The following is a 12,343-nucleotide window of genomic DNA, read 5'->3' on the forward strand; positions in this document are numbered from 1 at the left end:
CGCCGCACGCCGGCGGCGCGCGGCGTACACTTTTTGCGCCACCGCAGCGTAATCGTCGTATAGCAACCAGGAGCCCCCCATGCGCAACGAAACGGCCTTTTTGTTCGACCTCGACGGTACGCTCGTCGACAGCGTGTATCAGCATGTGCTCGCATGGAAGGAAGCGCTCGACGCGGACGGCATCGAGCTCTCGGTGTGGCGCATTCACCGGCGCATCGGCATGAGCGGCGGTCTCTTCATGAACCAGTTGCTGCGCGAGACCCACGAGGCCCACGAGTCGATCGCCCCCGAGCGCATCGCGCGCTTGCAAAAACTACACGCCGACGCCTACCGCCGCCACGCCGACCAGGTGCGCCCGCTGCCCGGCGCCCGCGCGCTGCTCGACACCCTCAGCGCGGCGCAAGTGCCCTGGGCGATCGCCACGAGCGGGCGCCTCGCCACGGCATCCGTGAACCTGCAGGCGCTCGGCGTGGACCCGTCCGTCACGACGGTGGTCACGCGCGACGAAGTGCGCCACGCCAAGCCCGACCCCGATCTTTTCGTCGCCGCGGCGCTGCGGCTGAACGTGCCGATCGAGCGCTGCCTCGTGGTGGGCGACAGCGTCTGGGACATGCTAGCGGCCCAACGCTGCCGCGCGCTCGGCATCGGCCTGCAGTCGGGCGGCTACGGCACCGAGGAGCTGCAACGCGCGGGCGCGCTACGCGTGTACGAAGATCCCGCCGACCTGCTCGACCACCTCGACGAAGTCTGCGCTCGCGATTGAGCCGCTGATCGGACTGATTGCGCGCGCCGCCGCACGCGGCGCGAAAATTGCGCAGCTCTCGGCTGTGCAGTGCAGCACCGCGGCTGGGCCGCCCCGCCTCTGGCGCACGTCATGTACTGCATGTCGCGCGCCATCGGCGTATGCTGACATAGGTCAATTCGACAACTCACCGGCCGGCTCCCGCCGCCTGCTGCGATGAACGACTCCGCCCCTGCCCCCGGAACCCCCAGCGCGCCCCGCGTGACGGTGGTCGTCCTCACGCGCAATCATGTACGTCAAACCATCGATACCGTCGCGCGCCTCACCGCCCTTCCCGAACACCCGGACGTCATCGTGGCCGACAACGGCTCCACCGATTCCACCGTCTCCCTGCTGGCGTCGCTCTTTCCGCAAGTGCGCATCGTCCAGTCGCTGGGCGATCACGGCATGGCCGGTTTCAATCGCGCCGTGCTGCTCGCGCGCACCGACTATGTCGCGTGCTGCGACGACAGCACCTGGTTCGCGCCCGGCGCGCTCGCGCGTGCGGCGCACCTGCTCGACGCCCACACGCAGGTGGCCGTGCTCAACGCGCGCGTGGTGAGCGGCGACGAGCGCGAAATTCACCCCGCCTGCCTGATGCTCGCCGCCACGTCGCCGGGTGCGGAAGGCGAAGCCGGGCCTGCGCTCGCGAACTTCATGGCCGGCGCGTGCATTTTCCGCGCGGCCGTGTTCCACGCGCTCGGCGGCTACGAGGAGCGGCTGTCACACGGCGGCGCCGAAGAGCTTGCCGCGCTCGACATGCTGTCGGCCGGCCACCAGATCGTTTATTGCGAGCAGGCGCTCGCGCATCGCGAGCCGCTTTACCGCTGGTTCACGCGCGCGCAGCAATGCTCGCTCGCGCGCAACACCGCCTGGGTGGCGTGGATGCGATTGCCCGCGCGCGATGCGATCGCGGCGACCGGCCGTGCGCTCGCCGTGTTCGCGCGCCAGCGCTCGCTCGGGCCCGCGGGCGTGGCGCTGCTGCGCGGCGCGTTCTGGACGTTGCGCGCACGCCGCGTGGTGCCGCCGCACGTCGTGCTGCTCACCCGCCAGGTACGCCGCGCGGAACGCCACGTGCGCGCGGGCATTCCGGCAATGGCCGAAAAGTACGACCGCTCAGGGCAGCGCGCGTGGTAAGCTGCGACGCCCGCTGCGTGCGGGCCGTCCATTCAGGAGGCCGGAGCCTGTCAATCTTGTGAACAGGCCCTATGACAGACCCGAGGACCATGACGACGCCCGACCCCGGCATCGCCCCGCAAAACACCGTCGCCGAAAGCCACCACGAACGCCGCTTCGAGGCGCTCGTGGAGCCGATCGAGGACTACGCGATCTTCCTGCTCGATACGCGCGGCTACATCGTGAGCTGGAATCGCGGCGCGGCCCGCATCAAGGGCTATGAAGCGCACGAGATCATCGGCCAGCATTTCTCGCGTTTTTACACCGACGAAGCCAACGCGCGCCGCTGGCCCGATCACGAGCTGGAGCAGGCCGCGCTGCACGGACGCTTCAACGACGAAGGCTGGCGCGTGCGCAAGGACGGCTCGATGTTCTGGGCCAACGTCGTCATCACCGCGCTGCACGAGAGCGACGGCTCGCTCTCCGGCTTTGCCAAGGTCACGCGCGACCTCACCGCCGAACGCCGCCAGGTCGAAGCGCTGCGTCTTTCCGAAGAGCGCTTTCGCCTGCTCGTGGAAAGCGTGAGCGACTACGCGATGTTCATGCTCGATCCGCAGGGCAACGTGGTGAGCTGGAACACCGGCGCGACCAACCTGAAGGGCTACCGTCCGGCCGAGATCGTCGGCCAGCATTTTTCCGTCTTCTATCCGCCCGACGAGGTCGCCGCCGGTCAGCCCGAACGCGAGCTGCGCCGCGCGAAGGAGTTGGGCCGGGTCGTGAGCGAGGGCTGGCGCGTGCGCAAGGACGGCTCGATGTTCTGGGCCAGTGTCACGCTCACCGCGGTGCATGACGGCCAAGGCCGCCTCACGGGGTTCGCGAAGGTCACGCGCGACATGACCGAAAGCCGCCGCACCGACGAACTCGAGCATTCGAGCGAACAGATGAAGCAGTTCCTCGCCTTGCTCGCGCACGAACTGCGCAACCCGCTCGCGCCGGTGCGCAACGCCGTGGCCACGATGCGCCTCATGGATGCGCCGAGCCCCGAGATCGAGCGAGCGAGCGAAATGATCGACCGTCAGATCGTGCACCTCACCCGGCTCGTGGACGACCTGCTCGACGTCGGGCGCATCACGTCGGGCAAGATCGAGTTGCGCGAGGCGCCGCTCGACCTGCACGAAGTGGTCGCGCACGCCATCGACGCGGCGCAGCCCTTCACCTCGGCACGCGGTCAGCACGTGGACGTGCAGATGCCCGACGAGCCGCTCACCATGAAGGGCGACCACACGCGGCTCGTGCAGGTGCTGCAGAACCTGCTGCACAACGCCTCGAAGTTCTCGCCCGACGGCAGCCGCATCGTCGTGGACGTGCGTTCCGCCGCACGCGCCGTGCAGATCCAGGTGCGCGACGAAGGCCGCGGCCTGCGGCCCGGCACATACGAGTCGATCTTCGGCCTCTTCAGCCAGGACCGCTCGGCGCCGGGGCCCACGGAAAACGGGCTCGGCATCGGCCTCATGCTGTGCCGCTCGCTCGTCGAGCTGCATGGCGGCACCATCTCCGCCAGGAGCGACGGGCCCGGCAGAGGCAGCACGTTCACGATCCGCCTGCCGTTCGCGCGCGAGGCCACGCATGCCGTGCAGCCGCCGCCGCTCACGCCGGACACGGCCGAGCTTGCCGCGCTGGCCGAAGCCGGCGTGCCGCCGCTGCGCGTGCTCGTGGTCGACGACAACCGGGATTCGGCCGACAGCCTCGCCATGCTGCTCGAACTCAAAGGGCACGACGTGCGCGTGGCCTACAGCGCCGCCCACGCGCGCGAGGAAGTGGACGGCTTCACGCCGGACGCCGCGCTCATCGACATCGCCATGCCCGAGATCGACGGCTACGCGACGCTGCGTGCCCTGCGCGCGCTGCCGCCACTCAAGCACACGCTGTTCGCCGCGATGACCGGCTTCGGCCAGGCTGCCGACATCGAGCTCACGCACGAAGCGGGCTTCGAGATGCATCTCGTGAAGCCCGTGGACGTCACGCTGTTCGACGAGGTGCTCGCGCTTGCGGCGGCAAGGCAAAGGCGCCGCAGCGCGTGACGTCGACTTGTCGCGCCCTTGAGTTACGGTTCCTTAAGGTGAGATAGGTGCGAACGGCCGGTATTCGACCTCGGGGCCGCGCACGACAATGGCCGTCGATTCCGGCACTTCGGCCCATACATCGGGCGCATCGCCAAGTGGCTCGGACACGAGCAGATACGCGTCGTCGCCGGCTGCGATGATGCGCGGGTCGTCGGGATACAGTTCGCGCAGATGCCGGAACGCCGTGGTGTGATAAAGCGAGCGGGAATTGCGCTCGCTCGAATAGCGCACAGCGACGATCTGCTCGCCGTCGCATGCGCAAACCGTCATGTTGAGCGCCGGCTCGACGCCATGCTTTTGCGCGGTTGCCTCCACAAAACCCGCCATGCGTTCCAGCGCAAGAACGGGCTCGACTTCGAGGCCGAACGTCATCGCGAGATAGAACATCGTTTCCGAATCCGTCGACCCCTCGAGCGCATTGAAGCGCCCCGGATCGATCGCGACCAGCAGGTCGCGCCGCATCAGCGGATAGCTGCGGATCAGACCGTTGTGCGCAAAGATCCAGCGCCGGTGCCGAAACGGATGGCAGTTCGTTTCCTGCACCGGCGTATGCGTGGCCGCGCGAATGTGCGCGACGAACATGGGCGCACGCACCGCGCGCGCCAGTTCGCGCAGGTTGCGGTCGTTCCAGGCGGGATGCACGCTGCGGTAACGATAGGGAATGTCGTGCGGGTCCTGATACCAACCCATGCCGAAGCCATCGCCATTCGTGGTGGTCGCGCCTTTGGTGGAATGCAGGCTTTGATCGATCAGCGAATGCCGTGCGTGAAACAGCACGGTTTCGAGTTGCACGGGGTTCCCGCTATAAGCGAGCCAGCGGCACATGATGGTCTCCTTCGCGTGAGGACGCTTGTGTACGCCGGCCTGCTCACGAGCTACAGGCGCCGCTACTTCGCGGCGCGCAGGTCGGCGATCGGCGTGAGAAAGCCGGTCAGGCCAGTCAGTATGATCTGCACCCCGATGCACAGGAGCAGAAACGACGACACGCGCATGGCCACGCGCGTGCCTTCCACACCCAGGTACTGCGAAAGCCGCGCGGCGCGGCTGTACACGTAATAGATCACGAGCATGACGAGCGCGGAGATCACGAGCGACGCGAAGCTCGAGAGCAGCCACGCCGAAAGCTTGTGCGTGCGGTTGGCATTCAGCGCAATGGCCGTGGCGATGGAGCCCGGGCCGGTGGTGAGCGGAATGGTCAGCGGAAAAAAGGCTTTTCCGGAAGCCGAACTCGCGCTCACGGGCTTGACCGGATGATCGACCGCGGGCGGCTCCGGCTCGGGCGCGTTGAGCATTTGCCAGCCGGCCACGGCTACGGCGAGGCCGCCGCCGATACGCAGCGCTTCCATTGAAATGCCGAAGAAATGCAGGATGGGCGTGCCGACGAAAAAAGCCCCGACGAGCACGAAGAACGCGTTGATCGCCACGCGTTTGGCGAGCAGGCGTCGCTCTTCGTCAGTAAGCGTTGTGGTGCGATCGAGAAAAACAAAAGCACCGCTCAAGGGATTGATGATGCTGATGAGTCCGGTGAAACCGAACAGGATGTCTGAAATCAGGCTCTCGATCATGGAGTCGATCCGTTGAGGGCATGCGCAAAAAGCGCGCCGGGCTGCGAGAAGTGTAGCCGGATCGGCGTCGGGCGTGCCTGATCGATGTCGCTCGATGCCGCGAAAAATGGCGCGTTGCACCAATCTTTACGGCAAGCCCTTCAGTATTTTTGGCGGCTTTACGGGGCGCGTTCACAAGCATAGAGTGGGTGGCTTCGCACCCCGACGCGACGTTTCTTTTCTTCTCATATGAAAGAGGAGTTGCCATGTCACTGCGGTTGCTCGCTGCCTTGCCCTTTATCGGCATCCTGCTAGGGGTGCCGTTCGTCAATCGCACCGAGCCGCTCGTGCTCGGCATGCCGCTCGTGCTCGCATGGATCGTCATGTGGGTGGTGCTGGCCGCGGTGATCATGGGGATCGTCTACCGGCTCGACCCAGTCAACCGGCTCTCGGGCGAAGCGGATGCGGAGGTGCGATCATGAGCGCCCTCATCATCATCGCGGCGATGACCTTCGTCGCGCTCTACCTCGGCATGCGCGCCCGCCGCGGGCACGACATGAACCTCGAGCAGTGGGCCGTGGGCGGCCGCAGCTTCGGCACCGCGTTCGTGTTCCTGCTGATGGCGGGCGAGATCTACACCACCTTCACGTTCCTCGGCGGCAGCGGCTTCGCCTATGGCAAGGGCGCGCCTGTCTACTACATTCTGGCTTACGGCACGCTTGCATACATCCTCTCGTACTGGATGCTGCCGCCCGTCTGGCGCTTCGCCAAGCAGCACCGGCTCGTCTCGCAGCCGCACTTCTTCGCGCGCAAGTACCAGAGCCCCGCGCTGGGCGTGCTGGTGGCTTGCGTGGGCGTGCTCGCGCTCGTGCCGTATCTCGTCCTGCAACTCAAGGGCCTCGGCATCATCGTGACGACGGCCTCGTATGGCGCGATCTCCTCCACCGCGGCGATCTGGATCGGCGCGGCCGTGGTCACGGCTTACGTGATCGTTTCGGGCGTGCGCGGCTGCGCGTGGAACTCGGTCGTGAAGGACACGATGATTCTCGCCATCGCCGTGTTCCTCGGCATTTACCTGCCGATTCACCACTATGGCAGCCTGAGCGAGATGTTCCGCGCCATCGACGCCGCCAAGCCCGGCTTCCTCACCTTCCCGGCACGCGGCCAGAGCGTGACGTGGTTCCAGTCCACCGTGCTGCTCACGGCGCTAGGCTTCTTCATGTGGCCGCATACGTTCATGTCGGTCTACACCGCGAAGAACGAGCGCATCTTCCGCCGCAACGCGATGATCCTGCCGCTCTATCAGCTTATTTTGCTGTTCGTCTTCTTCTGCGGCTTCGCAGCCGTGCTCAAGGTGCCGGGCCTCAAGGGCGGCGACATCGACCTCTCGCTGTTCCGTCTCGCCCTGCAGACGTTCGATCCATGGTTCGTGGGCGTGATCGGCGCGGCCGGCGTGCTGACCGCACTCGTGCCGGGCTCGATGATCCTCACCACGGCTTCGACGCTGCTCGCGAACGACATCTATCGCGGCGGCCTCGCGAAGAGCGCGGACGACGCGCAAGTCGCGAAGCTCGCGCGCGCCTTCGTGCCGGTGATCGCGCTCGTGGCAGTCGGCTTCACGCTCAATGGCGGGGACACCATCGTCGCGCTGCTCCTGATGGGCTACAACTTCGTCACGCAGCTGTTCCCGGCGATGGTGTGCAGTCTCTCCGCGCGCAATCGCGTAACGAAGCAAGGCGCGTTCTGCGGCATCGTGGCGGGCGTGCTCGTGGTGATCGTCACGACGCTCTCGCATGTGAGCGTGGCTCAGCTGATGCCGTTCGCGCCGGACGCGCTCAAGGACGTCAACATCGGCTTCCTTGCGCTGTTCGTGAACGTGATCGTGCTCATGGTGGTGAGCACGGTGACGCAGCCGCGCACGCATGTGGATCACGAGCATGCGCGGGCGCATTGATAGGGTGTAACGCGGTAGCGAGGCGGCCCAATCGGCGAGATCCGATTGGGCCGTTTTCCCTTTATGCCGCCTTGCGCGCTTCGGCGATGCGCTGCGGCGCCTCGGGACGCGCGTACAGGCGTTCGAGATACGCCTGCAAGCGCGGGAAGCTCTCCAGCAGTTGCACTTCGTTGGCCCAGTCCATCAGATACACCGTCACGCAGTCGGCGACCGAAAGCTTGTTGCCGACGATGAACTCGCGTCCTTCGAGGTGCCTTTCGAGCACCGCGGCCATGCTGCTGAAGTCCTCCCGCGCGAGTTCGATATCGGCGGGACTGCGCTTTTCCGGTGGATACAGGAACGAATGCCGCGTGATTCTCCAGAGCGGCTGCTCCAGTTCGGTGACCGCGAACAGGGTCCAGCGATACGCCTGCGCGCGCTCGTCGAGATCCGCGGGCAACAGCGCCTTCTCTGGATATTTATCCGCGAGATACAGCACGATGGCAGCCGATTCGGGAATTACGCGGTCGCCGTCGATCAGCACGGGCACCTTGCCTGCGGGATTGATGCGCAGGTATTCAGGCCGCTTGTGCTCGCCTGCGAGCAGATTGACCGAGATGAATTCGAAATCGGCGTCGACTTCCTTGAGGCCCCATAGCGCGCGCTGCGAACGCGTGCCGGCAAAACCATAGAGTTTCATGACGCGCCTCCGTTCACACACCGGGAATCGGCAGAACGGGCATCACCTCGACGGCCTCGCCCGGAAAAATCGAAAAGTGCGGGTGGCCTTCGAACAGCTTCGCAGCCTCTTCGTGCGATGCAGCACGGAAAACGGTATAGCCGGTTAGCGCGTTAGATGTGTCTGCGATGCCATGCTCGCCAATCGATTTCGTCTTGCCGAGCGGGCCGCCCATATCGACGATCGATGCCTTGTGCTTTTCGACCCACGCGTGCCAGGCTGCAATGCCCTCCTTTTCCTTCGCGTGCCGATCGGCTTCGGAAAGCGCCGCCCATCCCTTCATGCGCGCGTTGTCTTTGGTACCGAGAAAAACAGCGAGAAACAGTTTCTGATCGCTCATGTGTCCTCCAACTGCTGGTCTGGTTGCTGGTCTGAAAACGGGAGCAACGGTATGTCGCCCATCCGGCCTTGACAGCATAGGTTGATATCAACATAATTGCAACATGGCACGCGCAAAGAAACTTCCCTTCGAAACCACGCTATTGGTGCGCGATTGCTGCCTGTGTCTGCATATGCAGCGGGCGGCACGCAATCTCGCGCGCATTTTCGACGACGTGCTGCGTCCGCTCGATCTCACGAACGGGCAGTTTTCGCTGCTGATGTCGCTGAACCGGCCGCATCCGCCCGGTATGAAAGACGTGGCCTCGCTGCTCGCCATGGACCGCACCACCCTCACCGCCGCACTCAAGCCGCTGGAGCGGCGCGGTCTCGTGGTCATCGAGCAGGACCCGGAAGACAAGCGCAGCCGTCTGCTGAGCCTCACGGACGAGGGGCATCGGCTGCTCAACGCTGCGTTTCCGCTATGGCAGCAAACGCATGAGGAGATCGAAAAGGAGTTCGCCGAGGGCGAGGTGGACAAGCTGCGCGCGCACTTGCGCGCGCTTTCCTAGTCGTGGCGCTTTTGCGCCCCATACAGCTTCGAATCCGCAAACCCCTCCGCCTCGAGCACGCGCCCTACGAGAATGAGCGCGGTACGCTCGATATCCGTAGCGAGCACCTTCTGCGCGATATCCGCGAGCGTGCCCGTTACGCGTTCCTCGTCGGGCCAGCTCGCGCGATAAATCACCGCGACCGGGCAATCTTCGCCGTAGTGCGGCAGCAATTCCTCGACGATGCGCGCGATATGGCGCACGCCCAGGTGAATCGCGAGCGTCGCTCGGTGACGCGCGAGGTCGCCTAACTGCTCGCCTTCGGGCATCGACGTTTTGGTGGCGTAGCGCGTGAGAATGAGCGTCTGCGAAATGCCGGGCAGCGTGAGTTCGCTGCCGAGCGCGGCCGCGCACGCAGCGGTCGCGGTCACGCCGGGCACGACTTCATAAGGAATGCCGAGCATACGCAACCGCCGGATTTGCTCGCCGATCGCGCCATAGAGCGACGGGTCGCCCGAATGCACGCGCGCCACGTCGAAGCCCTGGGCATGCGCGTTTTCGAGCAACGCGACGATCTCGTCGAGCGTGAGCGGCGCCGTGTCCACCACCTTGTGCGCGCGGTGGCCCTCCAGCACGGCGGGCGGCACGAGCGAGCCCGCGTAGAGAATGACGGGGCAATTGCGCACGAGGCGCTGGCCTTTCACGGTGATCAGTTCAGGATCGCCCGGCCCCGCGCCGATGAAGAAAACGGTCATGCGTGGAAACTCCGCTGAATAGGGTTCGCGAGCGCGTCGATTGCTTCTTGCGCTGATGTGAACTCACATTGCGCGTCGGGCAGCGGCGGGCGCTGCATCATCACCACGGGCAAGCCCTTTTCGCGCGCGACGGCGAGCTTCGCTTCGGTCGCCGCGCCGCCGCTGTTCTTGCTGACCACGACGTCGATACGCGCTTCGGTAAAGAGCGTGCGCTCGCCAACGGCCGTGAACGGCCCGCGCGCGTCGATGATGCGCGCACGGGCGTGGCCGGGATGCGCTTCAAGGCAACGGATCGTCCAGTGCTGCTGCGGCGGCACTTCGTTCAGATGCGCAAGCGGTTCGCGCCCGAGCGTGAAGAGCGGGCGCGCGAACGGCATGACCGCTTCGACTACGCCGGCCCAGCCGCTCACCATGCGCCAGTCGTCACCGGGCTGCGGCTGCCACGGCGCACGCCGCAGCGCCCAGTACGGCACGTGGGCAGCTTCGCACGCACGCGCCGCGTTGGCGCTGATCTGCGCGGCATAGGGATGCGTGGCGTCGAAAACCAGTGTGATGTTTTCGTCCGCGAGAAAACGCGCGAGCCCTTCGGCTCCGCCAAAGCCGCCCACCCGCACCGCGCAGGCGAGATCGGCGGGCACGCGGCCAAGGCCCGCGAGCGAGTAGACGTGCTGGGGGCCGAGCGTGCGCGCGATCGCCAGCGCATCGCCGGTGCCGCCGAGCAGCAGGATGCGCGCCGTCATGGCTTGACGGCCTCGTAAAGCGTGACGGGCAAAGCCTGACGCCAGGTGTCGAAGCCGCCCAGCGGCTGCGCCTCGCCGATGCCGACGCGCGTGAGCGTGCCGCCGTGCTGCGCGCGCCATGCCACGAGTGCCGCTTCGCTCTGCAACGTCACCGCGTTCGCGACGAGCCGCCCGCCGCTCGCGAGCGCCGCCCAGCACGCGTCCAGCACGCCGGGTACGGTCACGCCGCCGCCGATAAAGACCGCGTCGGGCGCGGCGAGCCCTGCGAGCGCGTCGGGCGCGCGGCCCGCAACGAGTTGCAAACCCGGCACGCCCAACGCCGCGCGATTGTGCTCGATGAAGCGTTGACGCTCGGCGTTCGCCTCGATCGCGATCGCGCGGCAAGCGGCGTGCGAACGCATCCATTCGATGCCGATCGAGCCGCTGCCCGCGCCCACGTCCCACAGCAACGCGCCGGGCGTCGGCGCGAGACGCGCGAGCGTGAGCGCGCGCACGTCGCGCTTCGTAATCTGACCGTCGTGGCGGTAGGCGTCGTCGGGGAGGCCTGGCGTGAGCGTCCAGCCGCGCGCGAGCGTCTGCGCACTATTGCTTTCGCATTCGAACGCGACCAGATTGAGCGCCGCGGCTTCTTCAACGTGCCACGCATCGGCGCGGCCTTCTATGCGGCGTTCGAGCGGGCCGCCCAGATGCTCGAACACGGCAAGACGCGTGGCGCCGAAGCCCGCTTCGGCGAGCAACGCGGCAAGCGCCGCGGGCGTGCGCCCATCCGCGCTCAACGCGAGCACGCGCGAGCGCGCGTAGAGATAGCGGCGCAGCGCATCGAGCGGACGGCCGACGAGCGAGAGCATCGCCGTATCTTGCAGCGCCCACCCCTTGCGCGCCGCCGCGAGCGAGAGCGATGAAGGCGCGGGCAGCACGCGCATTTCACCGGGCACCACGCGGCGCGCGAGTGTCGCGCCCACGCCGAACAGCATGGGGTCGCCGCTCGCGAGCACGCATACGGACTGATCCGACTCGCGGTACGCAAGCAGCGCCTCGACGCTAAACGGCTGGGGCCACGCTTCGCGCCGTGCACGCACGCGCGAGGGCAGCATCGCCAGATGGCGTTCGCCACCCGTCACGATGGCCGCGTCGAACAGCGCGCGCCGCGCGTCGCGCCCGAGCCCCGCGTATCCATCGTCGCCGATGCCCACCACCGTCAGCCATGCCTGCGTGCCCTGCATTCGCTCTCCCGCCGTTGCCTGTTTCTCTACACCGCCACGGGCCCGCAGCCCTATTGTGGGGCGGAGCACGCGTGAAAACGGGCATAATACCGTGTCCGCCGGCGCCTTTAAGGCAGTTTTGCATGGGACCGGAGTAAAGCGCTGAAGCGCTAACTCCGGATCGCAGCTTTGCATGGGACCGGAGTAAAGCGCTGAAGCGCTAACTCCGGATCGCAGCTTTGCATGGGACCGGAGTAAAGCGCTGAAGCGCTAACTCCGGATCGCAGCTTTGCATGGGACCGGAGTAAGCGCTGAAGCGCCAACTCCGGATCGCAATCAGGGAACACAGCAAGCTGTGGCCGCCCCGCGACTGTGAGCAGCGAGACCGCATCCACCCGAGCCACTGGTTTTACCGGGAAGGCCGATGCGGTTCACGACCTGCGAGCCAGGAGACCTGCCGGCCGACTGTTCGCGCGAACCCATATCGGACGGGGTGTACCGATACCGCTGCCGTTTCCCGCCTGCCGTGCGGGCAACGCGC

The 12,343-nt window shown here is 66.4% G+C and carries 13 protein-coding genes and 1 riboswitch; of the genes, 6 read left to right on the forward strand and 7 right to left on the reverse strand.

The features are described 5' to 3' along the window. Window positions 1-79 precede the first annotated feature (79 nt). From AB3X99_RS31265 to AB3X99_RS31275, 3 genes are all read left to right on the forward strand, one after another. Window positions 80-763 (forward strand): HAD family hydrolase, encoded by a 684-nt coding sequence (locus AB3X99_RS31265; protein ID WP_069266238.1) that lies wholly within the window; start codon window positions 80-82, stop codon window positions 761-763. Window positions 764-1,003: 240 nt separating this feature from the next. Next, the gene (locus AB3X99_RS31270; RefSeq protein WP_368619108.1) at window positions 1,004-1,918 is read left to right on the forward strand and encodes a glycosyltransferase family 2 protein; all 915 of its coding nucleotides are present in this window, start codon (window positions 1,004-1,006) and stop codon (window positions 1,916-1,918) included. A gap of 89 nt (window positions 1,919-2,007) precedes the next feature. After that, on the forward strand, window positions 2,008-3,978 hold the full coding sequence (locus AB3X99_RS31275) for a PAS domain S-box protein (protein ID WP_368619109.1): 1,971 nt from the start codon (window positions 2,008-2,010) through the stop codon (window positions 3,976-3,978). Between the two features lie 33 nt (window positions 3,979-4,011). On the opposite strand, the gene AB3X99_RS31280 is transcribed toward AB3X99_RS31275, so the two are convergent. Both AB3X99_RS31280 and AB3X99_RS31285 read right to left on the reverse strand, forming a co-directional pair. After that, on the reverse strand, window positions 4,012-4,845 hold the full coding sequence (locus AB3X99_RS31280; RefSeq protein WP_069266236.1) for a class II glutamine amidotransferase: 834 nt from the start codon (window positions 4,843-4,845) through the stop codon (window positions 4,012-4,014). Between the two features lie 62 nt (window positions 4,846-4,907). After that, entirely contained in the window at window positions 4,908-5,585 is a 678-nt protein-coding gene (locus AB3X99_RS31285; RefSeq protein ID WP_069266235.1) for a MarC family protein, read from the reverse strand. Window positions 5,586-5,830: 245 nt separating this feature from the next. Between AB3X99_RS31285 and AB3X99_RS31290 the strand changes: the two genes are divergently transcribed. Further along, window positions 5,831-6,046: a DUF3311 domain-containing protein gene (locus AB3X99_RS31290; protein ID WP_028205546.1), complete on the forward strand. Its 216-nt coding sequence runs from the start codon at window positions 5,831-5,833 to the stop codon at window positions 6,044-6,046. Next, window positions 6,043-7,518, forward strand: a complete 1,476-nt coding sequence (locus AB3X99_RS31295) for a sodium:solute symporter (protein ID WP_368619110.1) — start codon at window positions 6,043-6,045, stop codon at window positions 7,516-7,518. The genes AB3X99_RS31290 and AB3X99_RS31295 overlap by 4 nt, the downstream gene beginning before the upstream one ends. Before the next feature lie 61 nt (window positions 7,519-7,579). On the opposite strand, the gene AB3X99_RS31300 is transcribed toward AB3X99_RS31295, so the two are convergent. Next, window positions 7,580-8,197 (reverse strand): glutathione S-transferase family protein, encoded by a 618-nt coding sequence (locus AB3X99_RS31300; protein WP_368619111.1) that lies wholly within the window; start codon window positions 8,195-8,197, stop codon window positions 7,580-7,582. Window positions 8,198-8,210: 13 nt separating this feature from the next. Beyond that, a complete protein-coding gene (locus tag AB3X99_RS31305) occupies window positions 8,211-8,576 on the reverse strand; it encodes a hypothetical protein (protein WP_069266232.1) in 366 nt (121 codons plus the stop codon). A 103-nt stretch (window positions 8,577-8,679) separates the two neighbouring features. On the opposite strand from AB3X99_RS31305, the gene AB3X99_RS31310 reads away from it, so the two are divergent. Next, window positions 8,680-9,126: a MarR family winged helix-turn-helix transcriptional regulator gene (locus tag AB3X99_RS31310; protein WP_069266231.1), complete on the forward strand. Its 447-nt coding sequence runs from the start codon at window positions 8,680-8,682 to the stop codon at window positions 9,124-9,126. Here AB3X99_RS31310 and cobM read toward each other — a convergent pair. From cobM to cbiE, 3 genes are read right to left on the reverse strand one after another with little or no spacing between them, the layout of a single operon-like run. Then, window positions 9,123-9,860, reverse strand: coding sequence for a precorrin-4 C(11)-methyltransferase (gene cobM, locus AB3X99_RS31315; protein ID WP_368602868.1), 738 nt, complete (start codon window positions 9,858-9,860; stop codon window positions 9,123-9,125). The two genes, AB3X99_RS31310 and cobM, sit on opposite strands and share 4 nt — an antisense overlap. Then, complete coding sequence (locus tag AB3X99_RS31320; protein ID WP_368619112.1) at window positions 9,857-10,600, reverse strand: cobalt-precorrin-6A reductase; 744 nt, start codon at window positions 10,598-10,600, stop codon at window positions 9,857-9,859. The genes cobM and AB3X99_RS31320 overlap by 4 nt, the downstream gene beginning before the upstream one ends. Further along, window positions 10,597-11,823, reverse strand: coding sequence for a precorrin-6y C5,15-methyltransferase (decarboxylating) subunit CbiE (gene cbiE, locus AB3X99_RS31325; protein WP_368619113.1), 1,227 nt, complete (start codon window positions 11,821-11,823; stop codon window positions 10,597-10,599). The genes AB3X99_RS31320 and cbiE overlap by 4 nt, the downstream gene beginning before the upstream one ends. A gap of 268 nt (window positions 11,824-12,091) precedes the next feature. After that, a riboswitch (cobalamin riboswitch) is annotated at window positions 12,092-12,279 on the forward strand. The last annotated feature ends 64 nt before the right edge of the window (window positions 12,280-12,343 follow it).

The sequence above is a fragment of the Paraburkholderia sp. BR10882 genome (assembly GCF_040948855.1).
GTDB lineage: Bacteria > Pseudomonadota > Gammaproteobacteria > Burkholderiales > Burkholderiaceae > Paraburkholderia > Paraburkholderia nodosa_A.

Coding starts and splice junctions, on each gene's coding strand:
- AB3X99_RS31265 (WP_069266238.1), top strand. CDS start 80: ATGCGCAACGAAACGGCCTTTTTGTTCGACCTCGACGGTACGCTCGTC.
- AB3X99_RS31275 (WP_368619109.1), top strand. CDS start 2,008: ATGACGACGCCCGACCCCGGCATCGCCCCGCAAAACACCGTCGCCGAA.
- AB3X99_RS31280 (WP_069266236.1), bottom strand. CDS start 4,845: ATGTGCCGCTGGCTCGCTTATAGCGGGAACCCCGTGCAACTCGAAACC.
- AB3X99_RS31285 (WP_069266235.1), bottom strand. CDS start 5,585: ATGATCGAGAGCCTGATTTCAGACATCCTGTTCGGTTTCACCGGACTC.
- AB3X99_RS31290 (WP_028205546.1), top strand. CDS start 5,831: ATGTCACTGCGGTTGCTCGCTGCCTTGCCCTTTATCGGCATCCTGCTA.
- AB3X99_RS31295 (WP_368619110.1), top strand. CDS start 6,043: ATGAGCGCCCTCATCATCATCGCGGCGATGACCTTCGTCGCGCTCTAC.
- AB3X99_RS31300 (WP_368619111.1), bottom strand. CDS start 8,197: ATGAAACTCTATGGTTTTGCCGGCACGCGTTCGCAGCGCGCGCTATGG.
- AB3X99_RS31305 (WP_069266232.1), bottom strand. CDS start 8,576: ATGAGCGATCAGAAACTGTTTCTCGCTGTTTTTCTCGGTACCAAAGAC.
- AB3X99_RS31310 (WP_069266231.1), top strand. CDS start 8,680: ATGGCACGCGCAAAGAAACTTCCCTTCGAAACCACGCTATTGGTGCGC.
- cobM (WP_368602868.1), bottom strand. CDS start 9,860: ATGACCGTTTTCTTCATCGGCGCGGGGCCGGGCGATCCTGAACTGATC.
- AB3X99_RS31320 (WP_368619112.1), bottom strand. CDS start 10,600: ATGACGGCGCGCATCCTGCTGCTCGGCGGCACCGGCGATGCGCTGGCG.
- cbiE (WP_368619113.1), bottom strand. CDS start 11,823: ATGCAGGGCACGCAGGCATGGCTGACGGTGGTGGGCATCGGCGACGAT.